The organism is Limnospira indica PCC 8005 (assembly GCF_000973065.1).
GTDB lineage: Bacteria > Cyanobacteriota > Cyanobacteriia > Cyanobacteriales > Microcoleaceae > Limnospira > Limnospira fusiformis.
This window is the reverse complement of the sequence record NZ_FO818640.1, coordinates 3469573-3495709: the sequence shown is the minus strand read 5'-3', so window position 1 is coordinate 3495709 and position 26137 is coordinate 3469573. Positions and strand designations below refer to the sequence as shown.

General features: G+C 43.9%; 22 protein-coding genes. 13 read left to right on the top strand and 9 right to left on the bottom strand.

The genetic code is table 11. From position 1 onward, the window contains the following. Nucleotides 1-123: 123 nt before the first annotated feature. The 5 genes from XZ46_RS15210 (at nucleotide 124) to XZ46_RS15190 (ending at nucleotide 5525) form a co-directional block, all read left to right on the top strand. The gene (locus tag XZ46_RS15210; RefSeq protein WP_008048672.1) at nucleotides 124-966 is read left to right on the top strand and encodes a glycosyltransferase family 2 protein; all 843 of its coding nucleotides are present in this window, start codon (nucleotides 124-126) and stop codon (nucleotides 964-966) included. A 121-nt stretch (nucleotides 967-1087) separates the two neighbouring features. Continuing rightward, the gene (locus XZ46_RS15205) at nucleotides 1088-1870 is read left to right on the top strand and encodes a calcium-binding protein (RefSeq protein ID WP_006625018.1); all 783 of its coding nucleotides are present in this window, start codon (nucleotides 1088-1090) and stop codon (nucleotides 1868-1870) included. 84 nt (nucleotides 1871-1954) lie between these two features. Continuing rightward, a complete protein-coding gene (locus tag XZ46_RS15200; RefSeq protein ID WP_006625019.1) occupies nucleotides 1955-2899 on the top strand; it encodes a HEAT repeat domain-containing protein in 945 nt (314 codons plus the stop codon). Between the two features lie 61 nt (nucleotides 2900-2960). Then, nucleotides 2961-4976 carry a tetratricopeptide repeat protein gene (locus XZ46_RS15195; RefSeq protein WP_008048670.1) on the top strand — a complete coding sequence of 672 codons (2016 nt, stop codon included), beginning with the start codon at nucleotides 2961-2963 and terminating at the stop codon, nucleotides 4974-4976. Nucleotides 4977-5036: 60 nt separating this feature from the next. After that, nucleotides 5037-5525 carry a hypothetical protein gene (locus XZ46_RS15190; protein WP_006625021.1) on the top strand — a complete coding sequence of 163 codons (489 nt, stop codon included), beginning with the start codon at nucleotides 5037-5039 and terminating at the stop codon, nucleotides 5523-5525. A gap of 3 nt (nucleotides 5526-5528) precedes the next feature. Here the strand turns inward: XZ46_RS15190 and XZ46_RS15185 are convergent, their stop codons facing one another. From XZ46_RS15185 to XZ46_RS15175, 3 genes are read right to left on the bottom strand one after another with little or no spacing between them, the layout of a single operon-like run. Next, nucleotides 5529-6263: a DevA family ABC transporter ATP-binding protein gene (locus tag XZ46_RS15185; RefSeq protein ID WP_008048666.1), complete on the bottom strand. Its 735-nt coding sequence runs from the start codon at nucleotides 6261-6263 to the stop codon at nucleotides 5529-5531. Nucleotides 6264-6307: 44 nt separating this feature from the next. Then, a complete protein-coding gene (gene devC / locus XZ46_RS15180; RefSeq protein WP_008048665.1) occupies nucleotides 6308-7495 on the bottom strand; it encodes an ABC transporter permease DevC in 1188 nt (395 codons plus the stop codon). Then, nucleotides 7492-8904, bottom strand: a complete 1413-nt coding sequence (locus tag XZ46_RS15175; RefSeq protein ID WP_008048663.1) for an HlyD family efflux transporter periplasmic adaptor subunit — start codon at nucleotides 8902-8904, stop codon at nucleotides 7492-7494. Before XZ46_RS15175 ends, devC begins: the two co-directional genes overlap by 4 nt. Nucleotides 8905-9032: 128 nt before the next feature. Between XZ46_RS15175 and XZ46_RS15170 the strand changes: the two genes are divergently transcribed. Next, the gene (locus XZ46_RS15170) at nucleotides 9033-9632 is read left to right on the top strand and encodes a TetR/AcrR family transcriptional regulator (RefSeq protein WP_008048661.1); all 600 of its coding nucleotides are present in this window, start codon (nucleotides 9033-9035) and stop codon (nucleotides 9630-9632) included. Here XZ46_RS15170 and XZ46_RS15165 read toward each other — a convergent pair. Together XZ46_RS15165 and era are read right to left on the bottom strand one after the other, a co-directional pair. Continuing rightward, nucleotides 9615-10013, bottom strand: coding sequence for a hypothetical protein (locus XZ46_RS15165; RefSeq protein ID WP_008048659.1), 399 nt, complete (start codon nucleotides 10011-10013; stop codon nucleotides 9615-9617). The genes XZ46_RS15170 and XZ46_RS15165 overlap by 18 nt on opposite strands. Nucleotides 10014-10022: 9 nt before the next feature. Continuing rightward, entirely contained in the window at nucleotides 10023-10955 is a 933-nt protein-coding gene (gene era, locus XZ46_RS15160; protein WP_008048657.1) for a GTPase Era, read from the bottom strand. Between the two features lie 107 nt (nucleotides 10956-11062). Between era and XZ46_RS15155 the strand changes: the two genes are divergently transcribed. From XZ46_RS15155 to XZ46_RS15145, 3 genes are all read left to right on the top strand, one after another. Beyond that, nucleotides 11063-12724 (top strand): efflux RND transporter periplasmic adaptor subunit, encoded by a 1662-nt coding sequence (locus XZ46_RS15155; protein WP_008048655.1) that lies wholly within the window; start codon nucleotides 11063-11065, stop codon nucleotides 12722-12724. 36 nt (nucleotides 12725-12760) lie between these two features. Then, nucleotides 12761-13978 carry an ABC transporter permease gene (locus tag XZ46_RS15150; RefSeq protein ID WP_006625025.1) on the top strand — a complete coding sequence of 406 codons (1218 nt, stop codon included), beginning with the start codon at nucleotides 12761-12763 and terminating at the stop codon, nucleotides 13976-13978. A 97-nt stretch (nucleotides 13979-14075) separates the two neighbouring features. Further along, the gene (locus XZ46_RS15145; protein ID WP_008048653.1) at nucleotides 14076-14339 is read left to right on the top strand and encodes a hypothetical protein; all 264 of its coding nucleotides are present in this window, start codon (nucleotides 14076-14078) and stop codon (nucleotides 14337-14339) included. A 158-nt stretch (nucleotides 14340-14497) separates the two neighbouring features. On the opposite strand, the gene XZ46_RS15140 is transcribed toward XZ46_RS15145, so the two are convergent. Then, nucleotides 14498-15640: a SpoIID/LytB domain-containing protein gene (locus tag XZ46_RS15140; protein ID WP_006670779.1), complete on the bottom strand. Its 1143-nt coding sequence runs from the start codon at nucleotides 15638-15640 to the stop codon at nucleotides 14498-14500. A 222-nt stretch (nucleotides 15641-15862) separates the two neighbouring features. On the opposite strand from XZ46_RS15140, the gene XZ46_RS15135 reads away from it, so the two are divergent. After that, nucleotides 15863-18019 (top strand): Tex family protein, encoded by a 2157-nt coding sequence (locus XZ46_RS15135; RefSeq protein ID WP_008048647.1) that lies wholly within the window; start codon nucleotides 15863-15865, stop codon nucleotides 18017-18019. A gap of 26 nt (nucleotides 18020-18045) precedes the next feature. Here the strand turns inward: XZ46_RS15135 and XZ46_RS15130 are convergent, their stop codons facing one another. Beyond that, entirely contained in the window at nucleotides 18046-19770 is a 1725-nt protein-coding gene (locus tag XZ46_RS15130; RefSeq protein WP_228116350.1) for a hypothetical protein, read from the bottom strand. Nucleotides 19771-20073: 303 nt separating this feature from the next. On the opposite strand from XZ46_RS15130, the gene XZ46_RS15125 reads away from it, so the two are divergent. The 3 genes from XZ46_RS15125 to XZ46_RS15115 are packed head-to-tail and all read left to right on the top strand — an operon-like array spanning nucleotide 20074 to nucleotide 23448. Next, nucleotides 20074-21201 carry an RNA-guided endonuclease InsQ/TnpB family protein gene (locus XZ46_RS15125; RefSeq protein WP_008048645.1) on the top strand — a complete coding sequence of 376 codons (1128 nt, stop codon included), beginning with the start codon at nucleotides 20074-20076 and terminating at the stop codon, nucleotides 21199-21201. A 53-nt stretch (nucleotides 21202-21254) separates the two neighbouring features. Continuing rightward, nucleotides 21255-22610: a serine hydrolase gene (locus tag XZ46_RS15120; RefSeq protein ID WP_008048644.1), complete on the top strand. Its 1356-nt coding sequence runs from the start codon at nucleotides 21255-21257 to the stop codon at nucleotides 22608-22610. A 4-nt stretch (nucleotides 22611-22614) separates the two neighbouring features. Next, nucleotides 22615-23448 carry an alpha/beta fold hydrolase gene (locus tag XZ46_RS15115; protein ID WP_008048643.1) on the top strand — a complete coding sequence of 278 codons (834 nt, stop codon included), beginning with the start codon at nucleotides 22615-22617 and terminating at the stop codon, nucleotides 23446-23448. Nucleotides 23449-23471: 23 nt separating this feature from the next. On the opposite strand, the gene XZ46_RS15110 is transcribed toward XZ46_RS15115, so the two are convergent. After that, on the bottom strand, nucleotides 23472-23738 hold the full coding sequence (locus XZ46_RS15110; protein WP_046319329.1) for a DUF1816 domain-containing protein: 267 nt from the start codon (nucleotides 23736-23738) through the stop codon (nucleotides 23472-23474). A 159-nt stretch (nucleotides 23739-23897) separates the two neighbouring features. Next, complete coding sequence (locus XZ46_RS15105) at nucleotides 23898-26069, bottom strand: alkaline phosphatase D family protein (RefSeq protein WP_006625034.1); 2172 nt, start codon at nucleotides 26067-26069, stop codon at nucleotides 23898-23900. Between the last annotated feature and the right edge of the window lie 68 nt (nucleotides 26070-26137).

The window sequence follows — 26137 nt, the reverse complement described above, 5'->3', positions numbered from 1 at the left end:
CGCTGTAACTTTAACTGCCTCTCTGTTGGATGATAGCTGCTGCTATTCCTTCGCCTAGATGAGAGGGGGTTGATGGTTCTCCTGGTTGGGAAATATATGGTAATTAATTGTTAGGATTTGGTCATGTATGATAGCCGGGAAGTCACCATAGACACTCCCTTAGTTAGTGTGTGTATTCCCACCTACAATGGGGAGAGGTTTGTGGCTGAGGCTATTTCTACTGTTTTATATCAAACTTATCCCGGAATTGAGTTGATTATTTCTGATGATGGTTCGACAGATGAAACTGTGGCTATCGCTAATTTTTTTCGGGAAAATTCATCTCTGGAAATTCGAGTAATTACTAATCAGAATCAGCGGGGAATTGCGGGGAATTGTAATCATTGTATTACTCAGGCTCAGGGTAAATATATTAAGTTCCTATTTCAAGATGATTTGTTGGCTCCAGAATGCCTAGAAAAAATGGTTGGCTTGGCTGAAACTTACCCGGAAATATCCTTAGTATTTTCCCGGCGAGAAATGTTTTTTAACCAAGGGGCAGAAAGTGACCCATATCTAATCATGGTTTATCAGGATTTCCAGGATTTGGCGGCGGGTTGGTCTCAATTAAAACCTGTGCAATGGGGTAGAGATTTATTGTCAGACCCGCGATTATTTGAACATCCCATTAATAAAATTGGCGAACCCACTACGGTTTTACTCCGTCGGGAAGTATGCGATCGCTTAGGAGGATTTGACCCCCATTTAAACCAATTAGTTGATTTAGATTTATGGTGGCGAATTATGGCAGAATATCAGGTGGGTTTTATTGATGAAACTTTATCTTATTTTCGGCTACATCAGCATCAAAAAACATATCAAAATATCCGGGAAGGGACAGATACAGATATTAACTTTTTTGCCAAGGTTTCCTCTCACCCAGACTATGATTTTTTGCCCTTAAACATCAGGCAAAAACTACATTAAACCTGACCAGTTACATCAATCTTCAGTCCCTCTCACCTCACGGGAAACAAATCTATCAAGATTTTGTCAATAAACTTGGTAAAGTTTAAGCAGATATGGTTTTGAAAAGGAGTCCCCAATTATGACCAGCTTTCTCACCCCTAGCGCTAACTTAGGTATATTCGGAGTTAATGCTTTATTGGGTTCCCCTGGAGATGATATAATTTTTGCAACTCCAGGTCAGTCTTTACCGTTTCCTGATGGGATTTTATTACTAGCAGGAAATGATAGCCTCCAAGCAGGTCACATCACGGATCCCTTACTGGTCAATGGCAACCAAGGCAATGATACCATTAGTGGGGGAAGCAATAATGATACACTGTTCGGGGGGCAAGGAGATGATTTCTTGTATGGTGGACCCGGTAATGATCTCTTATTTGGAAATTTAGGGGATGATTTATTAGAGGGTGGTCCGGGAAATGATACCATTTATGGCGGTCAGGGAAATGACACGATCCGGGGAAATGATGGCGATAATCTCTTATTTGGAGATTTGGGTAATGATTTTCTCTACGGAGGCGCGGGTCGCAATACCCTGATCGGTGGTGAGGGTGATGATACCTATTTCTTAGACCCCATACATAGGAGTTCACAACTGCGAGATGTTGATGAAATTCGCGGTTTTAATGTGGTCAATAATCCGTTTTTTGGTGATAAAATTGCTGTCCCGGTGGGAACTCGCATTGATGAATTGAGTTTAGAACGCGATCGCCCCGATTTGCGCCCCAGCCAAAATGATGTCAATGGTAACGGCTTAAATGACATTATTCTTGAGCTGGAAAACGGAGATTTTCTGGGGGTTCTGATTAACGATGGCAACCTGCCGCGACGGTTGCTGTTGGATATCGATTTTATTTTCATCTAAAATGGGTTAAAATGGCATCTAACTTGGGAAGTCTCGTGAATTGATGAGAGTCAACCCCCAAAGTCCTCAAACCAGGTGTTTTATATGGATAACCATGCCAAGCCCAGCGTTTTTACATCCCCCAAAATAGTCCGGTTTTGTTTTTCGGCGATGCTGTTATTAATGGGAACAACCGCCACCCAGGCGACAGCTACAGCAGAGGTAATTACTAAAATTCAGGAACTCGGTAGCGATAACCGACAACATCGACTAGCGGCGGTGAAAGTGTTAAAACAAATGGGGTCTACTGTGGTTCCGGTTTTGGTGGAAGCCTTAGAAGACCCAGACCCGGCTATCCGTCGCAGCGCGGCCTATGGTTTGGGGGTAATGGGTTTACAGGACTCCCACGCGATCGCCGCTTTGCTATCTCACCTAAAAGACCCAGACCCGGCGGTGAGAATGGATGTGGCTGTTGCGCTTCAGCAATTGGGGCCTGCTTCTGATCAGATCCAAAAAACGGCGATCGCTGATTTTATCGAAGCCCTCAACCATGAAGATAAGGCGGTCAGGGAAGGGGCAACTTTTGCCTTGGGAACTCTGGGAAAAGAAGCAGCCCCGGCGGTCCCTCAGTTAATTGCTGCCCTCAAGGATAGTGATGAGGAGGTGAGGATTAGCGCGGCTATCGCCCTGCGGCGCATCGGTTCTCCGGCAGTTCCTGCCCTCACTAAGGCACTTACGGACGCAGATATGCAAGTTCGCACCAAAGCGGCTTTCGCCCTCGGTAAGATTGAATCAGCCCTGATTCCAGCTATGACCGCCGCCCTGGAAAATAGCGATCGCCAACTGCATCAGAATGTGGCTAAATCCCCGGAAAAGACCACCAATCGAAGGGTTGAGGCTAATCGTCCCTTTCCGGTCGGTTCTCAGCCTATCCGCCCTAACACCAGTCCGAGTCCTTCCCCTAGAGGTTCTCAGCCTATCCGTCCTAATTCCAGTCTCCGTCGGTCTCCTGGGGGGGGCTCCGCCTATCCCCCTAACCAGCAGATCTAGCAATTCTACTGTGGGTTATCTGTCCCCCCCCTCCAGGGGGGCTTCATCACTGAGACCAATCATGACGGATCAAATAATTTCTCCTGATGTTGAGTTGGCGACTTTTCATTGTCAGTTAGGGTCGCAATTCCTGGAGTCGGGACGGTTGGCGGCGGCGGAGTCTGAATATCAAAAAGCGATCGCTATTTGTCCAGGTCTGACTAATGCTTACTTGGGCTATGGTGCTTTATTGTTGTTGCAAAATCAACCACAACAGGCTATAAACACCTATGAAAAAGCCCTTCAATACACCAGCACCCCGGAAATTCTTTCAGCCCTAGGGTTGGCTTGGTTAGCCCTAGGAAATGAACCCCAAGGCTATTATTATCTAGGATGGTCAGCCTCTTATAGTTGTGACTATCAAACAGCTATTAATTACTATAATCAGTATTTGGCAAATTGTCAAGAGTACGAATCATCTATTAATCTGGAAGTTAAGGTAAACCTGGCTAACTGTTATCAACGGCTAAATCAATATAATTATGCAGCGGCTATCTATCGCGGTTTAATTGATGAATTCCCTCAAGTTGTGGAACTTTATGTTAACTTGATTTTATCATTGTCAGAAATCGGCGAAATTGCGGAAGCTATAACTATGGCGACTGTGGCTGTTAATAATTTTCCTGATCAGATTTATCTCAAGTTTGCCAAATTGCGATTATTGCCGATTATTTACAATACTACTGCGGAAATTTTCGCCTCTCGACAAGGGTTTGCTAAAGACCTCAACGCCATTATTGAGGAAACCTCTATTTTTGATAATGCTACCCTCCAGGCTGTGGGAGAAGGGACAAATTTTTATCTGCAATATCAGGGAGATGAACAGTTATTTAAAGGTGGTTTGTCTGAAAAAAACTTACAGCGCCAATATGGGAATTTTTTACATCGGGTAATGGTCGCCCACTATCCCCAATGGCGAGAAGCACCGCCCCCTAGACGCAGGGCAAAATCTGATAAAATTCGAGTTGGTTATATCTGTTCGTTTTTACAATGGCACACGGTGGGTAATCTATTTTTAGGATGGGTGAAAAATAGCGATCGCCAAAAGTTTCAGGTCTACTGTTATTATACCGGACAGGAAGCGGATCAGATTACGGATTTATATCAACAATATTCGGAGGGATTTTATCATATCTATAATAACATTGAACAAGTCAGCCAACAAATTTATAGCGATCGCCTGGATATTCTGGTATTTTTAGAGTTGGGAATGTGTCCGCAAACCCTACAAATAGCCGGACTAAAACTCGCCCCTATTTATTGTGCTACCTGGGGACATCCAGCCACTACAGGATTACCAACTATCGATTATTTTATCTCCGCTGAATTGCTGGAACCTGCTCACGCCGAAACTTACTACAACGAACATTTAATTTGTTTACCTAATTTAGGGATTTACCTAGACCAGCCATCATTTCCCCCCTTAGAAAAATCTCGGTCAGATTGGCAGATATCCGCCCATGATATCATCTATTTATCCTGTCAGTCTCTGTTTAAATATTTACCCCAATATGATGATATTTATGGTAAAATTGCCCAACGGGTACATCAATCTAAATTTGTATTTATCTCCCATTGGTATCAGGAAGTTACCGCCAAATTCCAAAAGCGTCTGTATGCTGCTTTTGACAAATTGGGTTTGTCGGGGGAAGATTACTGTCTATTTTTGCCCCGTTTAAATTATGCCGAATATCTGCAATTACAGAGTTTGGCTGATGTGGGTTTAGATACGTTTCAGTTTACCGGATTTGCGACTACCTTAGATGCGATCGCTGCTAATTTACCCCTAGTCACTCATGAGGGTACAATCATGAGAAGTCGCCAGTCAGCGGGGATTTTACGGCGCTTAGGAGTTACCGAAACCATCGCCTATTCCGAAAGCGAATATATAGAAATTGCGGTAAAATTAGGGTTAGACCATGAAACCAGAACCGCCATTAAACAGAAAATCAAAAACCGTCGATTTCGTCTGTATAATGATTTAAAATGTATTGAGGGATTAGAAGAATTTTATCAAACTTGTGTCCCAGTTAAATAGGCTCAATTCCGGTAGGGTTGATTATAGTTAGATGTCAATATTTGCGAGTGATATAATTATATGGGTTCGTCAATTTTAGTTAATTTAAGAGAGGCATTTTTAACCGCCCCAGGATTTTGGGAAAGTTGCCTTAATCCTAAATTAGGTAATTGGTGTAAATTAGTAGAAGGAATAGACCGCAGTCAGACTGATGGTTATTCGATTGAGGGACCTTTTGTCAGTCAAATTGACCAATCAGCTTTACAGGTTCCGGGATTATATCTTTATTGTCAAAAAGGAAGGCGAAAACGGGGAAATTGCGATCGCTTATATACCCTCTTTGTGTTGGAACCTGACGGGACGGTGAAAGTAATTCATGAAATGAAAACCGCCAGCCGCGACTGGGCGATTGAATTATGGCCGCCAATAGAAGCCTATTTTAATAGTCAAACCCAGTCGGTAGAAAAACGCCGTCAACAGTTATTAGCGGAAATTGAATCTTTGGAATTTCAACTGAGTCAGCGGCGGTCAGAATTATTAGCTTTAGAAACTAATTATGACGGGGAATAACAGTTAACGGAGACTAGAGGTTAGCTTTCCGTCTTCCATGGTAACAATGCGATCGGCGATATCTAAAATTCGGTTATCATGGGTAACTAATAAGATAGTACAACCCTGTTCTTTAGCTAGTTTTTGCATGAGATTAACTACCTCCCGTCCCGATTTACTATCGAGGGCGGCGGTGGGTTCATCGGCTAAAACAAGAGGGGGATGGCTAACTAAAGCCCTAGCAATAGCTACCCGTTGTTTTTGTCCCCCAGATAGGTCTTCTGGGTAATAATTAAGGCGATCGCCTAGTCCAACTTCTGTTAATATTTCAGCAGCATGGTGGTGCATTTCCTCTGGGGAAAAAGTGCCGTGCATTTCTAAACCCATCCTCACATTTTGTAAAGCTGTTAAACTACGGTGAAGGTTATGGGCTTGGAAAATATAGCCGATTTTTCGGCGAATCATTACTAACTGATTATCCTTAGCCCCACAAAGTTCTTGATTTAATATTTTTAAACTGCCGAATTGAGGCGATCGCAAAGCCCCTACCAAGGTCAAAAGGGTAGTTTTTCCTGACCCTGAAGGCCCAGTCATAATCACAATTTCTCCCGATTTAATATCCAAATTAATATCAAACAAAACCTGCTTTTTTAAATTTCCATGACCAAAGTCATGATTCAGACTGGTAATTACAATCACCGAATTTTTGCCCGGTTCTGAAATACCTGCATTGATAATATTCGCCGAATTCATAATCATCTTCCCTGGTGTTAACCCCCTAATTGACAACCCCTGATCTCAATCTAAAAAATATCAGCCGGGTCAGCCCCCTGAAGTTTCCGGGTAGCTATACCCCCCGATATTGCACACATAATAATTGTTAAAATCAATACTTGAACCGCCCTAAATAAAGTAATATAAACAGGTAAATTGGTAGCATTTCTAGTTATGGCATATAAGCCAATAGAAATCCCCAAACCTGGCACAAAACCTAATAGGGATAAAATCAAAGCCTCCTCCCACACAATTGACAATAAATAAATAGTCCGATAACCCATAGCTTTAAAAGTGGCGTATTCAGCCAAATGAGAAGCGACATCAGTTGACAATACCTGATAAACAATAATAGTTCCCACGACAAAACCCATTGCTACTCCCAAATTAAACACAAAACCCACAGGAGTATTAGCCGTCCAATAATTCTTTTCAAATTGGATAAATTCAGCCTTAGTTAAAACCCGAACATCATCAGAGGGTAGATAGGCTTTTAACAGGGCTTGAGTTTGCAAAATATCCGCCCCTGCTTCTATTTTAATCAAGCCGATATTAATACTCTTTGATTCTTGTTTGGGCATCAGGCGCAAAAAGTTTTGATCACTGGTCATTAAACTACCATCAGCGGCAAAAGATGCCCCCAGTTCAAATAAACCAGAAATAGTAATAGTGCGCCGTTCGATTTCCGTTGTCACCCTTTCTCCCCGGTCTATAGATGTGATCGCTTGTTGATAATCTCCCCTAGCTTCCCGGTCAAATAAAACCCGATCTGGTAACTTAATATCTGGTAAATTGGGATGATTTTTGATAAAATCAAAAGCAGGTTTATCTGGATTAAATCCCAGCAGCAAAATCGCGGTTTCTTTCTGGGTTTGGGGATTTTTCCAAGTTTTGAGAGCGACATAAACAGGTTCCACCGACTCCACCCCCGGCACATTCATTGCCTGATAAAGTCGGCGACGGGTAAAAGTAGACATACGGGTTAAGTTCAAAGCCTGGGGACTAACTAACACTAAATCAGCTTCTAAGGCTCGATGGAGACGAGTATTACTATTATATAATGCTGTCTGAAATCCTAACTGCATAAACATCAAAATATCAGCAAAAGCAATACCGGCGATCGCGACTAACATCCTACCTTTATCATGGGTTAACTGTAACCATCCTAAAGGAGTCCGTCTAGCTAATTGTTGTAAAGGCTTTATCAATTTAATCATTGTTCAATGACCACTACTACTTGTAAATTAGTTAACCCAGCCACTCTCTGACTGGAAGTTTCATCTAAACGCACCCGCACTTCCACAACCCGGCTATCAATATTGGCAGAAGGGTCAGCATTAATCACATCTTGCCGTTGAATTTGTAAACCTACCCGATCCACAATTCCCGATAATTCCCCCTCTAAAGCCGCGCTAGTAATCCGGGCAGATTGTCCAATTTTAACCTGGTGAATGTCACTTTCATAAACTTCAGCGATCGCCACCATTTGCCGAGTTTCTCCCAGTTCCAAAATTCCCAAATTATCAATTTTTTCTCCAGGGTGAGCATGAATTTTTAAAACTTGCCCATTTCTGGGGGCAATAATTTCAGCTAAAGCCAAATCTGCCTGGGCTTGTCTTAGGGCAGCTTGGGCTGATCTTACCTCCGCTTCTGCTACCGCTATATCCACAGGTCGCACTTCTGCAATACGATTAAGGGTAGCCATGGCTTCCCGAATTTGTTGTGTTCCCCCCCGGTCCATACCATCTAAATTAGCCTTAGCTTCCTCAATCTGCTGTTGTTTAGCTAACCGAATTTGGGTTAATTGAGCCTGGGTTTCTTGAATTTGCTGGTTATAAGTATTTTCAATGCGAATTAAATTAAACCGTGCCTCCTGTAACTGTTCTTCTGTCGTTATCCTGTGCAACCGTTTTAAATTCCATAACTCCTCAGAAATTGCCCCCTGTTGATGCAATTCCTGATAGCGACGTTCATCATTTACAGCATTGTTATATTCAGCCTCAATGCGGTTAATTGTTGCCTGGGCAGCCTGCCATTCCCCCTGCTTTTGAGCCTGTAAACGGGCGATTTTGGCTTCTGTCGCTACAATATCGGTGCTGCGTTCGGTCTCTAAACGGGCAATCATCGCCTGTCCCGCCTGCATATTCGTTAGCCTTTCGGTCTCTAGGCGGGCGATAGTAGCCCTAGCCGCTTCGAGTTCCCCAATTTTCGCCCCCGCCTTAATTTGCTCGAGTTTGGCTGTTGCTAAACCTACCTGTTCCTGGGCCTTTTCTAGGGCCGCTAGAAGGCGATCGCGACTATCTAAAATTGCTATCACATCTCCCTCCTGCACCCAGTCCCCCTCCTGGACCAGCAACTGCTGAATTAGGTTATTTTCCATCCCACCGGAAGCAGAAATTGAGACCACCTCTCCTTCAGGTTCCAATCGCCCCAAAGCAGTTACCTTGATTGATACGGGTAGACTAGCTACCGCTAAGGGCATTTCCTGGCTTTCCTGGGTAGACTGCCAAAACATATAGCCAGCAACACTTCCTAACCCTACAGTGGCAACCATCGCCCAGGTGGTGATCCTATGGCCTAGGAAACCAGTTGAGGTGAAATCTCTGGTGCTGTGGGACTGTAACATAACATATCTCTCCCCATAATTAAACTAGACTGTTTAGTTTATTTTTCAAGTATACTAAACGGTTTGGTATAATGACAAGTAGATCACAAAAATTCACAAGGACTGCCACGGCACGAGGAGAGAATTAGATGGCCAAGAGACAATCTCACCCAGAGACAGGGATGGCCCCCAAAGCAGAACAAATTCTTCAGGGGGCGATCGAGGAATTTCTGGCCCACGGCTTTGCAGCTACCAGCATGGATCGGGTAGCTAAAACGGCTGGAGTATCAAAAGCCACCCTATATAATCACTTTGGGGATAAGGAAAGTTTGTTTAGTGCCTTAACTGAATATTTAGGGGAAAAACGAATTTTGGACTTTGTAATTGAGGAACCAGAAGACCCGGCTATATTTTTAAAAACATGGGCAACTGCAATTTTTAATCAAATCTTAAATGACCCAGAATTGCTGTGTTTTTTGCGCTTAATTATTGGGGAATCAGGAAGGTTTCCAGAACTAGCCCAAGCCTTTATTCGTAACGTTGTCAAAGTCGGAATTAATAGGCTGACTAAGAGTTTAGAATCTTACCCACAACTCAGGTTAGCTGATGCGGAAGTAACTGCTAGGGTAATTATGGGAGCATTATTACACTACTTACTCATCCAGGAAATTATGCACGGTGAAGAAATTATGCCCATGGAACGCGATCGCTATATTGAAGGTCTGGTAAAATTAGTAATAACGGACTAAGGCGACTCGTCCAAAACGCTGATCAATTTCTATAGCCATGATCTCAATTTCGGGAATTGCCGGATTAGCATAAATAGTGGTTTCTCCGAGAGGTAAAGATAAACAGCAATCAAATATAGGCTGTCGGTGTTCTGGGGGTAAAAATTTATCCTCTCCCATAGCCATAACTGCGGCATTACAAAAAGAAAGCTGACCCTCTAAATTCAGAACCCCAGCCGGAGTAGTAAACTGTTCACACCAGCGGAGAGTTAAAAACCATTTCGCGTCTGACAGTCTTTTAAATACGCGATCTGGCTTCGGATATTGCAGGACTTTATATCCTCCTTGAATAGCCACAACAGTGCCGCCCAAAAAACCAAATATAGTGCCGATATCGCTCATATTCCCCCCCTATTCTTCGACCCGATAACCCAACTCAGCCAACTGATTTCGCGACTGTCGCCACTTAGGTTTAACGCGCACAAACAACTCGAGATAAACCTTTCCATCTACTAACTTTTGAATTTGTTGGCGGGCGGCGCTACCAATAGTTTTGAGCATTTGTCCGCCCTTCCCAATTAAAATGCCTTTTTGGGAAAGACGTTCGACATGAATGGTGGCTAAAATGCGGGTAATCTTAACATCTTCCTCTACTTTATCAATAGCGATCGCCACAGAGTGCGGTACTTCCTCGCGGGTGTGTAGCAAAATCTGTTCACGAATTAACTCACCCATAATAAACCTTTCCGGTTGGTCAGTCACTAAATCGGGAGGGTAATAATAGGGACCGGGATCTAAACTGTTAATTAACAGATTTTGTAATGTTTCTAGCCCCGCACCAGTAGAGGCAGAAAACTTGACCATTTGCCATTGATTAGCTTCAGCGAACTGCTGATAACTCTGGTCGATCGCCTCATATTGATCTGGCTGTAAGTCCCACTTATTTAAACCCAAAATCACGGGGACTTTAGTATGAGTCAGTAAATCGACGATATAGCGATCGCCACCCCCCGACATCACCGAACTATCCACCACAAAGACTAACACATCCACCGAGGCGATCGCCAATTTGGCATTCTTTACCAACACCTTACCTAACTGATGATGTGGCTTATGAATTCCCGGCGTATCGACGAAAATAATTTGAGCGGACTCAGTAGTAAGAATTCCCCGTAAGCGGTTACGAGTAGTTTGAGCGATAGGAGAAGTAATCGCAATTTTCTGTCCTACCAACTTATTCATCAGAGTTGATTTCCCCACATTGGGGCGGCCGATAATGCCGACAAAACCTGATTTGTAGCCTTCTGGCGCGACCGGAATACTCACCGGAAACATAGAGTCCATCTTTCCAATTACCTAAAATTTTGATAAAATTGATATATGACTAACTGATCAGATTAAATCGCAAATAATCATCGAGTTGGTCAGTTCGTGGATCGAGAGGAACCATAATGTTAACAGATCCCAAACCCGAAACCGAGTCCCCTAACGGTCTCGTGAAGCATGACTTCCAACCCCCAGCAGTAGCAAAACCGCCCCGACGTAGACCAAAATGGTGGGCGATCGCACTGCTGGCTTTAGGAATTCTCGCCGTTCCCATGGTCGCGCACCGAGTCTATCATCGCAAGCCTAACTCACTACAAATGGTGGAAGCGTTGACTGTACCAGTGGAAGCCAAGGATCTGACTGTAACCGTTAGGGCGAGTGGAGTTGTACAACCCGTGCGCCGGGTCAATTTGAGTCCCAAAACTCAAGGGCGTTTAGCTCAATTGTACGTTGAACAGGGCGATCGTGTCGAAGCCGGTCAAATTATTGCGCGCATGGAGAGTAACGAACTCGAAGCGCAACGGCTACAAGCGCAAGCCAGGTTAGAACGCACCCAAGCCAATTTGGCAAAACTGCGCCAAGGCTCCCGTCCCGAAGCCATTGCGAGCGCCAGAGCCCGCCTAGAACGCGCGATCGCACGCCTAGCAGAGTTGCAGGCTGGAACACGCCAAGAAGAAATTGCCGTGGCATCTGCGAGGCTTAGAGAGGCGGAAATTCGCTTATTTGATGCCCGATCGGGGAGCCTGCAAAATGAAATTGACCAAGCCCAATCAAGAATAGAAGCCAATTTAGCTGAGTTGGAATTGGCTCAAGGACGGGTACAGCGCTATGAAGAATTGAAAAGTCAGGGGGCTGTTTCTGAGGATACTTTGGATGGCTATAGGCGAGATCAACGCCGCTTGGAGGCTTTACAGGATGAGGCTAAACAGCGACTAGCACAACTTCAGGAAAATAGGCGATCGCAAATTGAACGATTGGAAGCTACCGTTGAACAGGAACGTCAGAATTTGCGACAGTTACAAAATGGCACTCGTCCTGAAGTTATCAGACAGGCTGAGTCTGATGTGACCGAGGCGCGCAGTCAGTTGAATGAGTTGGAAAATGGCACTCGTCCTGAAGATATTGCCGCCGCTGAAGCTGATGTCCGCGAGGCTGAAAGTCAACTGCGCTATTATCAAGTGCTGTTAGAAGATACTAATATTCGTGCGCCTTTTGCCGGAATTATTACTCAAAGATATGCCGTTGAGGGCGCTTTTGTCACTCCGGCTACTTCCGCCTCTGATGCTAGTTCTGCTACCTCTACTTCAATTGTCGCTTTGGCTAAGGATTTGGAAGTTTTAGCCAAAATCCCCGAAACTGATATTGTCCAAATTGAACCATTACAAAAGGTGGAAATTGTCGCCGATGCTTACCCAGATCAGGTCTTTGAAGGTGCAGTGCATTTAATCGCCCCGGAAGCTATTAAAGAACGGGATGTTACCCTGTTTCAAGCCAGGATTGATATTCGCACCGGACAGGATGTATTACAGTCGGGAATGAATGTTAATTTACGGTTTGTCGGTCGCCAACTTAATCAAGCTGTTGTGGTTCCGACTGTGGCGATTATTACTAATCGGGGAAATACCGGTGTACTCATTCCTAACCAGGAAGGTCAACCAGAATTTAAACCGGTTACTATCGGTTCACAAATTGGTAATGAAATCCAGATTTTGCAAGGAGTTACTACAGGCGATCGCGTTTTTATTGAATTGCCACCCGGACAAAAACTTGAAGATATTATACAATAAAATAGCATCTCAATCCTTAACTACTTATCCCTAATTATGCATATTGTAGAAAGTATCAAAATGTCCTCGGCGACATTATTGGCTAATAAAATGAGAAGCAGTCTAACTATGTTAGGCATTATTATAGGTAATGCCTCAGTTATTGCTATGATAGGTATTGGAGAAGGGGCGCAAACCTTTGTCGAAAATCAAGTTAATTCCTTGGGTCCTAATGTATTATTTATTGTACCCGGTAGCCCGGAAGCCCAGAGAAGACCTGTTTATCCCCCTCAAAATTTAATCCTAGAAGATGCACTGGCGATCGCTGAACAAGTCCCCTCAGTCGAAGCCGTTGCCCCTTCCTTAACAGCTAGTGAATTAATCTCTTATCAGAGTAGGAATGCCTCCGCTTCTATAATTGGCACTACCCCAGAATATATGAGTGTCCGCAGCTTTGATATTGCCAAAGGACGGTTTATTTCTGATTTGGATATTCAGCGAAATGAACAGGTAGTCGCCCTCGGTTCAGAAATAGCAGAACAATTATTTGGTAATGAAGACCCCATCGGTAAACAAGTCCGACTCAAAGATATTACATTGCAGGTAATTGGAGTCATGCAACCCAAGGGTTCAAGTTTAGGAAGTAATGAGGATATGAATGCTTTTATCCCCATTACCACCGTGGCTAATCGCATTACTGGGCGCAGTTCTCCCTATGGTTTACAAGTTACCTTTATTTCCGTTTCTATTAAAGAAGCACATCAGATGAGGGCGGCACAATTTCAAATTGAGAATTTGCTACGTTTACGACATAAAATTACTGATGAAGATGATTTTACGGTTCGTAATCAACAGGATTTAATGAATATCCTCGGACAAATTACTGGCGCTTTAACCTTGATGTTAGCAGCCACGGCGGCGATTTCCTTGTTAGTTGGGGGAATTGGAATTATGAATATTATGTTAGTTTCCGTCACAGAAAGAACCCAGGAAATTGGTCTGAGAAAAGCTATAGGCGCTTCCCAAAATGATATTCTCATTCAGTTTATTATTGAAGCGATTATCTTATCTGTAGCCGGGGGATTAATTGGTACAGGTTTAGGTGTTAGTGGTGTGTTAATGGTGGGAATACTAACACCTTTAGAAGCTGGAATTTCCACAAGTGCGATCGCAGTCGCGGTCAGCGTTTCTGGGGGTATTGGCTTATTTTTCGGTGTAGTTCCCGCCAGACGCGCCGCCGCCCTTGATCCAATCGTCGCCCTCCGCAGTATTTAATAGTTGATAGGCAATGAATAATTAATAATTAATAATTAATAATGAATTACCGGGGATAGATAGGGCGGGTTTATTTATCCGGTCGTGGGAAGTTGAGTTGACACCGGAACCCGCCCCTACAATTGTCAATTGTCAATTAATTACCGGGGATACGGCGGGTTTATTTATCCGGTCGTGGGGAGTTGAGTTGACACCGGAACCCGCCCCTACAATTGTCAATTGTCAATTAATTACCGGGGATAGGGCGGGTTTATTTATCCGGTCGTGGGGAGTTGAGTTGACACCGGAACCCGCCCCTACAATTAATAATTATCAATTAATAATTAATAATGAATTACCGGGGATAGGGCGGGTTTATTAATCCGGTCGTGGGGAGTTGAGTTGACACCGGAACCCGCCCCTACAATTGTCAATTGTCAATTAATTACCGGGGATAGGGCGGGTTTATTAATCCGGTCGTGGGGAGTTCGGGCCCCCACAATTAATAATTAATAATTATTAATTATTAATTATTAATTATTATTGGACTTGGATTCTAGCGAGAGTTGTATTTCGATAATAATGAGCGAGAATTTGCTGATAATTATATCCAGCATTAGCTAAACTATAAGCCCCCCATTGACTCAAACCCACACCATGACCAAAACCGCGACCAGTGACTACAAAATTGCCAGAAGCATTGTTACGATCCACCCTAAATCTGGTGCTACGCAACCCCAAAGCCCTAGCGATCTGCTCACCGCTAATAGTGCGAGTTCCGCCACTTCCGACCACTCTCATGGAAATCACACTTCCAAAAGCGGAGGTTCTTTCTGGTGTCATAGAGGAAATTTGACCAACTCCTGAAATGCGGTTACTAAGGTCATTAGTGGAAAAAGTCCTTGTCCATTCAAAGACGGGAGAACCACTATCAAAATCTGGAACCCCCCGCAGGTAGGGTAAGGGATTTTCCCAGACATCCTCAACATTTTCGGTGTGACCCCCAGAGGAAGAATGGAAAACAGCCAAAATCACCCGACCATTGTAAGTTAACACCTGACCTGCTGTCGCCCTAACCGCCGTCTGAGTCCCTGGCGACTCCCCAGACACACCGCGATAGACCTGATAGGTTTGAGTATCCCCCAAATCATAAATCTGACTGCTATTATTTTGGCGCTTATACAGTGCATAGGTCCGCGCCGCCACAGCTTGGGCTTTCAGGGCTTCCTGGGGCCAATTTCCCCCCATTTCCGCCCCTAGGACACTGTAGAGATACTGATCGAGATCGACATAATTAATAGCCATTAGCCCACCATTGCGCTGGACTAATAACACCCGCCCCCGATACCAATTATCACCTATCCATACTTTGCCATTTTGGGAGGGTTCGACCCAAATTTGACCTGCTTTCCATTGACTGAGGGATACCTGACCAGATGCAGATTGGGCGACAGTTGCGCCCATATTGGGAATTTGTCCCAAGACCCTACCGCTACCGTCGCGCACTGTTGCTGGGGTGGAACTTCCGACTTTAATTTGATTGCTGTCAGTGGTTATCGCCACCCGCATTAACACGGAAGCGGCTGCTGGGGACATCATCAGCAGCCACAGCAGCAGGGATAGCCAGCCATAACGCTGGAGGGGACGAATCAAGAGTGAAACCAAAAATATTCCTGAACTCATATCTTAACTATCAGATGTGGGAGATACAGCTTGTTCACCAGTCGCTTAATACATTGCCCTCACCCTAAATCTGGATCCCAGAGAGGGAGAGGGACTTTGAGAGGTGATCAGATGATTTCTGAACAGGCTCTACTGACCTTGACTGTACTATTGGCGAGGGTAGCATTTACAATAATTTTGTATACCAAGCTCAGGTCACAAAATCAAGTCGGTTCAGATTATATGCTTAATATTACTCAAATTCTAGTTCAGGAACTTTCGTTAAAACGGGTTCAAGTTGAAAATACATTGGCATTATTTGCGGAAGGGGCGACTATTCCATTTGTTGCACGTTATCGCAAAGAAATGACGGGTTCCCTTGATGAAATTCAACTGCGGACTCTGGCGGAAAGATATAGTTATTTAACTGAACTTGAGGAACGAAAAAATAGCATTTTGGAGGCGATCGCCTCTCAGGGAAAACTCACGGATGAACTACAGACCCAAATTGAGAACTGTTTGTTAAAAACGGAACTTGAGGATTTATATCTTCCTTACCGTCCCAAACGTCGCACCCGCGCCACTATGGCTAAGGAAAAAGGATTAGCACCCCTAGCTGAGTTGATTAGTTCCCTTAACCAACCCCAAGCGCCCAAGGTTTCCCTAGAGTCAGAAGCGGCTCAATATATCGATGCAGAAAAGGGGGTTAAAACGGTGGCAGATGCCCTGGCTGGAGCCGCCGATATTTTAGCGGAACAGGTGGCAGAGACGGCGCATTTAAGGGCAGATGTGCGCGATTTTTTAATCAATGATGGTGCGTTTGTATCCAAGATTAAAGATGATTACCCAGAAGGTTCGACTAAATTTGAAATGTATCGGAATTTTCGGGAAAATGTGATGGATATTAAACCCCATAACCTGTTGGCATTATTCCGGGGAGAAACTGAGGGGGTTCTCAAGGTGGATTTAGATTTTGATGAGTCTTTGGTGCTGCATCATTTGGAATCTCAAGTTATTCGCAGTAAAAATCGGGAGATTCGCCAGTTTTATCAGGATATGATTAAAGATGCTTTTAATCGTCTGATGAAAAATTCGTTAATTAGTGAAATTAGGAGCGATCGCAAATCCTACGCAGACCTAGAATCTATTAAGACGTTTGAAGCTAATTTGCGGGAATTATTACTATCTCCACCAGCGGGAATGAAGCCTACTTTAGCTATTGACCCTGGTTTCAGGACAGGTTGTAAAGTGGCGGTATTGTCGGAAACTGGCAAGTTTTGCGAATATCAGGCAATTTTTCCCCACCAGTCACAGTCACAACGTCAACAAGCGACCAAAACGATTCAAGACTTAATTAAAAAGTACAAAATCGCATTAATTGCTATTGGAAATGGTACGGCTGGACGGGAAACGGAAGAGTTTGTTAATCAGGCGATCGCCTCTTTAGAATCTCCACCTATTACGGTAATGGTAAACGAGTCTGGTGCTTCTATTTATTCGGCGAGTGATGTCGCGCGGGAAGAATTTGCTGATTTAGATCTGACAATTCGGGGGGCGATTAGTATTGGTCGCCGCCTCCAAGACCCGTTAGCAGAATTAGTTAAAATTGACCCCAAATCGATTGGTGTCGGACAATATCAACATGATGTTGACCAAAAATTACTCAAGAAAAAACTTGATGAAACGGTAGAAAGTTGTGTCAACTATGTGGGAGTTGAATTAAATACGGCTTCCCAACAACTCTTAACTTTTGTGTCTGGAATTACTCCCACTATCGCCCAAAATATTGTTAAATATCGCAATGAAAATGGGGCATTTAAAAATCGTAAACAGCTTTTAAAAGTGGCGAAATTAGGGCCGAAAGCCTTTCAACAATCGGCGGGATTTTTGCGGATTCGTGGGGGTGTTAATCCCCTAGATAATACGGCGGTTCACCCGGAAAGTTATTCGGTAGTTGAACAAATTTTAGCGGATGTGGAAATCCCTTTAAATGCGATTAGCAAAACTGCTGAAAAACTCAAAAAAATCGACTTAAAACGCTATGTAACAGATACGGTCGGCTTACCTACCCTCAAGGATATTATCGCCGAATTAGAGAAACCTGGACGTGATCCACGCGCTGAGTTTAAATATGCTACTTTCCGGGATGATATTAAAGAGGTGTCGGACTTAAAACCGGGAATGGAGTTAGAGGGAATTGTTACTAATGTGGTTAATTTTGGGGCTTTTGTAGATGTAGGAGTCCATCAATATGGGTTAGTTCATATTTCCCAATTAGCCGATCGCTTTGTGGAAGACCCTCAACAAATTGTCCGGGTCGGACAGGTGGTGAAAGTCAAGGTTTTGGAAGTCAACGAAAAGTTAAATCGGATTAGTTTATCGATGAGAATACGCAGTTAAACTCAGACTTACCCCCGGCTGCTTCCCTACCATTGGACGATCGCCAAAGGTTCTGTTAACACTTGGTGATATTCCCGTGAGAGTTGCTGAAGATATTGTAGACACATTTCTGACCTTTCTAGGTTGACAAAATAGCTAGAGTCAACATCTTGGTAAAAAATCGCACCTTGGTTAATTATATCGATTTGAGGATGTTTAGATATGGGAACAATTAGGGGGGTGTCTAATTCCGAGGGAATGAACCCGACGGGTAGTTGACCTTTGAGGATAGCTAAAATCTGAGATTTACAGCAACGAGTATTCACGCCTCTTTCTTCTAAACGAGTCATCACCTCTGGGATAGATAAAGGTAAATCCCCAAACACTCGCAGCAGTTCACCCAACAAGAAATAATCCCCATATTGTTGGCTAGAATAATTCAACAATTCGGGAAATAAAGGAAGTCTGGCTAAACCTTGGGCGATCGCATAATTACACCAAGATTCTGGGTCAGTAATTGAGATTATACTAGCATTAGGTAACTTTTGGCGTAGCCATTGACTCAACACCGACCATGAACCGTTACCACCCCGACAAATCGCCCTTTTAATTCCGACGGTCGAAACCCCAACTTTACTAATCAGATGATTGAACTCTCGGTTGAGGTTCTTCACAAAAGGAACTAACACGCGACGATCTAACTCATTAGCGGTAACTTTGACTTGATTTTCCTGTAGAGAAATAGTCACATTTTTGCCAGCTTGTAAACTGGGTTTTTGGGATTCTATCGCATCGATTAAAGCTGATAAAACTAACTTTTGTTGAAGGCGATCGCGGTGAGTGCGTTGGGATGTTCCCGGAGTAGGTAGGACTAAATAGGAACCATCCCAATCAATCATATTTTCGGCGCAAAATTGACAGATAATATCCAAATTTACATCATAGCCACCATAGGTCACACTGACACCAAAACAGTCAGCATAAGTTAAATCATGCTCCTGAGATATTCCCATCACCATTAACTCGGTGGTAGCAGCACCAGCATCAATAATTAAGGTAGGTTCGTCTATTTTCGGTTCCCATTCACTTAACCAAGTAGCGATCGCATCTTCCACCATCCAAATTTGAGAGGGACTCTTGACCAAACCCGCCGCCAAAATGGTTTCCCGCACATTAAAACCATAAGCATGGGAAGCCTGAGTCGGACATCCTACCACCACCCCGGATAAACTCATATAAGCGGTTTTGAATTCCTGATCAGTTAAACCATTAGCACCAGATTGATAGTTTTTCGGTAAAGTCAAATCACCATCTTCGCTGTCTATATTGTCACCCCCACCTTGAGGAGAAATAGTCGATAATAGCAACTGTAAAGCCTGCTTAAACGTCCCTAAAAATAACTTTTGGGTTGGGGATACCTGAAGCAGGGGACAGGGCGCATAATCCTCACCAAAATGATGGGGGATAGCCCAACTAAGATAAGGTTTAAATCCTTGTAAAACTTCTGTTTCCCCTATTTCGCCGCCGGATTTTCGATGCAGGTAGACGCGACTGGGAAGGCGAAAAATGCGATCGCTCTCCTGAGAATCACTCAGCCAATATATAGGGTAAACAGCCTCAGTCAGGCGATCCAAAAGTGCGGCTGATATTCCGGTCGTCCCCACCTCCAGCCCTAGATACCATCGATTTGAGGAATCGTCCCCAAGCGTCGATACAACAGATTCTTTTCGGGGTAAATCCGATCCCCCTAGGCTTGGTGTTTCTGATGTCACTGTCCCGACTGATTGAATGTTTCCTCAGTATATCTCAGGATGATCACAAAAAACTGGGAATTTTTCCCTAGGCGATCGCACTATGGCGACAGTTGCTGCTATGATCCTTCCTGTTGGTGATGAGGAGCAAGAATTTAATCCAAGATTTGCTTGACATCTTATGACAATAAGGTACAATACCCCAAAAGATTCGCAACTCAATAATGAATATACGATAATGAATATACGGTCAAACCCCAGACCATGCCAAATTTCCCTGACGACATACTCATTAAGTCGGATTCTTCATGGTAAAATCCAATCATGCCTTACAAAGCTTTCCGGACAAAACTAAAACTCAATGACCGTCAAGCTACCTTGATGGCCAAACACGCGGGTTATGCTCGGTTCGTGTTTAATTGGGGATTACACTTATGGAGGTCAGCTTATGAAGAGGGACTCAAGCCTAACGTCAACTCCATCAAAAAGGTTTTTACTCATTATGTAAAACCTCAATATCCTTGGATGTCTGAATTGTCTTCTAAAGTTTATCAATATGCCTTCATTAATCTAGGGGATGCCTTTAAGCGCTTCTTCAAGGGAATAAGCAGTTATCCTAAATTTAAGAAGAAAGGCCACCATGATAGTTTTACGCTTGACAATTCCGGAAAGCCATTCAATCTGTCAGGAACTCGCCATAAGCTGCCTTTTGTGGGCTGGGTTTCTACATTTGAGGCACAACCCGAAAGTTGGGTTAAGAAAGTCACTATAACGCGCCAAGCAGGTGACTGGTATATGAGCTTTTTCGTAGAAATCACGCCAGAAATTACACCGAAATATCGAGAGAGAATCGGGGTTGACCTAGGAATTAACAATTGGGCGACTTGCTCCGATGGGACTCAATTCTCTAGTCCCAAGGCTTATAAAGCAGCCACCCAAAAACTAGCTCGATTACAACGTCATTTAAGTCGCAAAGTCAAAGGCTCGAAAAATTGGGCCAAATGTCTATTAAAAGTTCAAAAGCTACATCAAAGAGTAGCAAACATTCGGCGGGACACCATTCATAAAATAACTACTTTCTTGGCTAAGAACCACAGCCAAGTAGTCATTGAAGATTTGAATGTGTCAGGTATGCTGAAAAATCATGGTTTGGCGGGTTCTATCGCTGATGCTTCATTTTATGAGTTCCGTCGTCAACTAGGTTACAAGGCAGAACGTTATGGTTCAAAGTTGATTATTGCCGATAGATTTTATCCATCCAGTCAACTGTGTTCTAATTGCGGTTATCGTCAAAAAATGCCCCTAGTCCGTCGGACTTTTGAATGTCCAAACTGTGGCCTGAAGATTGATAGAGATTTGAACGCCAGTAGAAATTTAGAAAAATCGCCTGGTTCAGACGATTACACTTGTGGACGGGGTGCTGCCGACAGTCCCGGACGAAGCAAGAAATAAACATCAAGATCCGGCTATGTCCCGTTTTGTTTAAGTTTTATAGAGCAGAAACAATGGCTGCACAATCGACCAATTTTCCCTACTTAGGCAGTCCCAAACGCAGTTTATTAAACCCACTCAAGTCAAAAACCCGGTGGCTGGGTGCTGTTGCCATTGCTGTCAGTATTGGCTTAACTCCAGCCTTACCTATGCTAGGGTCATCCTCAGCATTATATGGGGCTACTTCTCTCAATGAATTGATTAGCCTCCGGGACGAGTTATTATACACCCTAGAAAACCCCCCAGAATCAGCAGGTAATTCCCGTCAATTAATGTCATTATTTCCTAACCATAGGCGGGAACCTTCTCAGCAGATAATCGAACAATTGCGCCACGTAGAAGTTCAAATCATGATTGAACAGCGGGCTAATGATAATTGGAAACAAGCGATAAGTTTAGCCAATCAAGCGGTAGATATTGGCAAAAGTTCTCAGATATCCTGGGAAACTAGACAACAAATGGCAACCTTTTGGCAGAGGGCGATCGCTAATTTACAGGAAATTCCCCAGGATTCATTTTTAAGCCGACAAGCTACCGCGAAAATTGCCGAGTATCAAGAAAACTATAATCGCCTCAAATTCCAGTTAAGAAACGCTCAATCGGAAATTTTAGAAGAAATTAGAGTTAGGAGTGGTTTATCGCGTAATGCGACCATCAGCGTTTGTAATTTAAACCGCCATTGTGCTAGTTTACGGGGTAGTCAAACTCCGGCGAGTCCGGCGAGTTTAATTAAAGTTCCTGTGGCGATCGCCTTATTACACAAAGCGGCTGAGGAACAGGTGAGTTTTGATAAAGAAATCTATGTCGAGGGGGGGAATTTTACCGAAGATGCTTCCTCAATTCGCGCCCGCCAATCCTACTCTCTCCAAATGTTAATGGCTCAAATGATTGACCATAGTAGTAATATCGCTACTAATCAACTTATCGACTATTTGAGTGCCGATTATATCAATAAACTACTAGAACGACACGGTTATCAAAAAACGCGGGTGCAATTTAAACTCATGGGCGATCGGATCATGCCTTTTAGACCCGGTAGAGGTCGCAATAGCATGACCAGTGATGAACTCACGGAAATGATGGTAGAAATCTACAACTATGAACACCCCCACTCGGAACTATTAATTGACGCTTTAGGTCATCAGTACGATCGCGAAATTGGTTATCAAGCCTTACAAGGATTAAAAGCGCAGTGGTTAGGGGAAAAAACCGGTCAAAACTCTAGGGTAATTGGCACGACTTTAGCGGCTAGTATTGACGGGGAAAGGTATATTATTACCATTACCGATAACTCAGCCGGAAACATTCCCCAAGTCCGCAGAGCGATCGCTGGTATTGCCGAACATATTATCATGAGAGGGCAGTTATAAACTGATGAGTTTAGCTGTTTCCTTAAACTCGGAAATTCGCGGTCAAGGATTTCCGATACTGTGTCTTCATGGTCATCCTGGGTCAGGAGGCTGTATGTCAGTTTTTACAGATCACCTATCCCAAAACTATCAAACCATCGCCCCAGACCTGCGAGGCTATGGGAAAAGTCAGGTTAAACAACCCTTTGAGATGACCGATCATCTCCAGGATATCGAACAGCTTTTAGATGGCTTAAAAATAGATAAATGTTTAATTATCGGCTGGTCTTTGGGAGGTATACTCGCCCTAGAATTAGCATTAACAAACCCGGAAAGGTTTACGGGATTAATTTTAGTGGCGACTTCCGCCTATCCCCGTGGGAACCATCCTCCGATTTCATGGCTAGATAATCTATTAACGGGAATTGCGGGTATAATTAATTGGATCTGGCCAGCTAGTCAGTGGAATATCAACCTTTTCGGTAAGCGATCGCTATTTCGCTACTTAATCCAACAGCATACAGCCACCGCCTATAAATACATAGCCAAACAAGCCACACCCGCCTATTTACAAACCTCCAGACCAGCAACCATAGCCCTGAGACAAGCATTAAAAAACCGATATAACCGTCTAGCTGAGTTGGGAAATATTAGCTGTCATTGTCTCATATTAGCCGGAGAATGCGATCGACATATTACCGCCATCTCCAGTCAAGAAACGGCGGCAAACTTACCCAATTCGCAGTTTAACTGCTACCCCAACACAGCCCATTTATTCCCTTGGGAGATCCCCGATCAAGTGATCACCGATATCGATAACTGGATCAAAAACCATCCTGATATTGTTGATATCCGGTGACCTGTCCCGCCCAAGTTAAGCCACTATGCCCACTGTAGGGGGTGATCAAAATTTTGATCAAGATCGGCTGCCACAGTCAAAATATCAGGCTGACAGTGCTTAACTGCCACCTGTAGACCTGTGGCACCTTCACCTTGAATATCTTCAATATAACCGGGTTCTGCTTGTTCCGCCTCATCTTCGGTAAGAAACGGCCCAAAGTAATAGGTACATCGAGGCATTTCGGTCATAATTTCAACCCAAAACGCCAACCCAAAAGTGTTAAACTGGCTAACCACAAAATTTTTCATTGTTCTCTGTGACCTAGGGGGATGAAGTTTTAACATGGAGTAGATTCCTAGCGCTTGCCCAAAAGCGACCCGACTTAATCATGATCGCCGCCAAACATAAATTTCATATGAATTTTTACCGTTTGTTATAGTGCCTTATATCAAATTTTTCAAGCCCAATTATTGAGGATTTACCACAAAGTCGCTGACCACTTGGGGTTGACGATTAATTACCCGCGCCGGAACCCTTTGGACATCGACCTGTGTATAAGGTTCGACCCCATAAGTAGTCACCCTAAGCTGTTGAGTATTGGTATCAATGACGAACTCGGTCCAGCCAAAAGTATGAGCGGCAAAATAGGAACCCGGAACTATTTCCTGTGCATCAATTCCCGAACCCTCCAAACCAATAGGATTATAACCCATATCCTCAAGGCGAGTATTTAGGAGATTCTCCACCAGGCGATCGCGTTCCCAGCGCGTCTGTAACCCCTCATAAGTAGCCCTTCCTTGTCGGGTTAGTTGCCATTCAGTCGCCCCATCAACAGCCACCGGACCCAAAGTAGCCCCCACTAGACCCGATCCTAAATCGGTTTGTACCCCCACCGGACCTACGGTAATTTCCATAGCATTGATAGGAATTTGTGGCCCCCCAAACTCCTCAGCAAATGTCAAATTATTAACTACAGTTCCCCCAGCTCCCGCCGACACAAACACGACATTATCAATATTATTATCATCAATAAATTTCAGCAGTCTAGTTCGTTCAGCCGCGTATCCTTCCCAGCGATCGCTTGCACCCGGAATCCCCAAATTTTGCATAGGGACCGGAGAAAATATAAACTTCCAAGTTAAACCCGCCGCCTGTGCGCCCAGTAAATTTAACTGCAACTGTTGCAACTGAGTTCGTCCCAACATGGTTCGATTAGCATCAAAAGAATCCCGCAAAAATGCCTCAATATCTTCGGGAAAAGAAGTTTCGGCGACCTGTTCTAAGGGGGCATCCCGGAACGATCGCACATCCAACAAAAACGCCGCCGCATCATCTCCATAGGTCGTAGCGCGATACAGTTGTTCTCGGTTAGCGGTCCGGCGATCGCTAATGTCTCCATAACTTTCCCGTCGCCGAGGTTGATAATCTAAAAAACCCGCCAACGCCGTCTCAAAAATATCGCTATTATTCAACCAATCACCCTCTCCATCTTCCCCCAGACTACCCCCGGCAAAATTATCGATTATTTCCCCATCATTCAATACACCAAACATAGAAGTTGCTACCCGCAGATTTGCCCAAGGATTTAAAGTTATACGCTCCCGATAAATCTCATTATGTTTTGTGTGGAAATCTAACAAAGTTTCCGCCTGAGAAACACCGGGTAAATCAGGAGATTCGGTACTTGCAGAAATTGTATTTCCTAACTGCACAAAAAAATCCAGACCACGTTCTGGGGCATTTCTCACCGCGACATGAGGCATTAATTCACCCTGAGAATCACCAGCAGCCCCAAACCTTAAACCCCCTTGACTTCCCAAAGATAAAGGAGTGCGAAAAATACCGCGATCGCTCTCCCCCATAGCATTAGTAACCCGATAAAAATAAGGTGTCCCCGGCGTTAAATCAGACACAAATACCTTAACCGGAACCGTCGGATCAGAATTATTAGTAGTCAGTGTGGAAACCACATTATCAAAATTAGGGTCGGTGGCTGTTTCAAAAGTAATCGGACCCACCACAGTATTACGCGCCATTAAAATTGTGCTGTTTTCCCTAGTATCTCCACTAGCGACACGGTTGGGAAAACTGGAACCATTCACCTCCAGAAAAGCACTAAAATCACGATTTTGAGCCGCCCCAATATCCAAATAATGCTCGATCCCGGTCAGTTCATCACGTTCTACCCTCGCCGCCACATCAGGATTACGGGCTAAATAATAATTAGGGTTATACAATACACTAGGGCGAAAATCCTCAAATTGACCGGCTTTCACAAAATGCTCGATCGCTGTGATATCTCCGGCTTCTATGGCTGCTTGAATAAAGGGATATTCATTTATATAAAAATCCGTATTAAATAGAATACTGGGATCGCGCGCTTCCCGCTGACCGAAATTAATAAAATGTTGAAAACCACTGGCGATCGCACCTACATTTACCAACGCCGCCACATCAGGATTAGTCGTCAGATAATACAATTCATCATAAAGCGGTGTCGGTTGTCTAACCTGAAACTGACCTGACTCGATAAAATGTTCAAAGCCACTACTAATAACTCCCAAATCAACTGCTTGCGCTACATCAGGGTTATTGGCTAGATAAAACGATTCGCTGTAAAAATCTTCAGCGTTCAACATTCTTAATTACGCCATAAAAAATAATCTTCTACCCAGGGGCGGGTTTCATCTCCCAGCCTTCTCCCTCT

Excerpts from the sequence above, each read along its gene's own strand:
- XZ46_RS15120 (WP_008048644.1), top strand. The coding sequence starts at position 21,255 with ATGGCTGCACAATCGACCAATTTTCCCTACTTAGGCAGTCCCAAACGC.
- XZ46_RS15185 (WP_008048666.1), bottom strand. The coding sequence starts at position 6,263 with ATGATTATGAATTCGGCGAATATTATCAATGCAGGTATTTCAGAACCG.
- XZ46_RS15195 (WP_008048670.1), top strand. The coding sequence starts at position 2,961 with ATGACGGATCAAATAATTTCTCCTGATGTTGAGTTGGCGACTTTTCAT.
- XZ46_RS15155 (WP_008048655.1), top strand. The coding sequence starts at position 11,063 with ATGTTAACAGATCCCAAACCCGAAACCGAGTCCCCTAACGGTCTCGTG.
- XZ46_RS15110 (WP_046319329.1), bottom strand. The coding sequence starts at position 23,738 with ATGAAAAATTTTGTGGTTAGCCAGTTTAACACTTTTGGGTTGGCGTTT.
- XZ46_RS15170 (WP_008048661.1), top strand. The coding sequence starts at position 9,033 with ATGGCCAAGAGACAATCTCACCCAGAGACAGGGATGGCCCCCAAAGCA.
- XZ46_RS15115 (WP_008048643.1), top strand. The coding sequence starts at position 22,615 with ATGAGTTTAGCTGTTTCCTTAAACTCGGAAATTCGCGGTCAAGGATTT.
- XZ46_RS15205 (WP_006625018.1), top strand. The coding sequence starts at position 1,088 with ATGACCAGCTTTCTCACCCCTAGCGCTAACTTAGGTATATTCGGAGTT.
- XZ46_RS15125 (WP_008048645.1), top strand. The coding sequence starts at position 20,074 with ATGCCTTACAAAGCTTTCCGGACAAAACTAAAACTCAATGACCGTCAA.
- XZ46_RS15105 (WP_006625034.1), bottom strand. The coding sequence starts at position 26,069 with ATGTTGAACGCTGAAGATTTTTACAGCGAATCGTTTTATCTAGCCAAT.
- XZ46_RS15150 (WP_006625025.1), top strand. The coding sequence starts at position 12,761 with ATGCATATTGTAGAAAGTATCAAAATGTCCTCGGCGACATTATTGGCT.
- era (WP_008048657.1), bottom strand. The coding sequence starts at position 10,955 with ATGGACTCTATGTTTCCGGTGAGTATTCCGGTCGCGCCAGAAGGCTAC.
- XZ46_RS15175 (WP_008048663.1), bottom strand. The coding sequence starts at position 8,904 with ATGTTACAGTCCCACAGCACCAGAGATTTCACCTCAACTGGTTTCCTA.
- XZ46_RS15190 (WP_006625021.1), top strand. The coding sequence starts at position 5,037 with ATGGGTTCGTCAATTTTAGTTAATTTAAGAGAGGCATTTTTAACCGCC.
- devC (WP_008048665.1), bottom strand. The coding sequence starts at position 7,495 with ATGATTAAATTGATAAAGCCTTTACAACAATTAGCTAGACGGACTCCT.
- XZ46_RS15165 (WP_008048659.1), bottom strand. The coding sequence starts at position 10,013 with ATGAGCGATATCGGCACTATATTTGGTTTTTTGGGCGGCACTGTTGTG.
- XZ46_RS15210 (WP_008048672.1), top strand. The coding sequence starts at position 124 with ATGTATGATAGCCGGGAAGTCACCATAGACACTCCCTTAGTTAGTGTG.
- XZ46_RS15135 (WP_008048647.1), top strand. The coding sequence starts at position 15,863 with ATGCTTAATATTACTCAAATTCTAGTTCAGGAACTTTCGTTAAAACGG.
- XZ46_RS15140 (WP_006670779.1), bottom strand. The coding sequence starts at position 15,640 with ATGAGTTCAGGAATATTTTTGGTTTCACTCTTGATTCGTCCCCTCCAG.
- XZ46_RS15200 (WP_006625019.1), top strand. The coding sequence starts at position 1,955 with ATGGATAACCATGCCAAGCCCAGCGTTTTTACATCCCCCAAAATAGTC.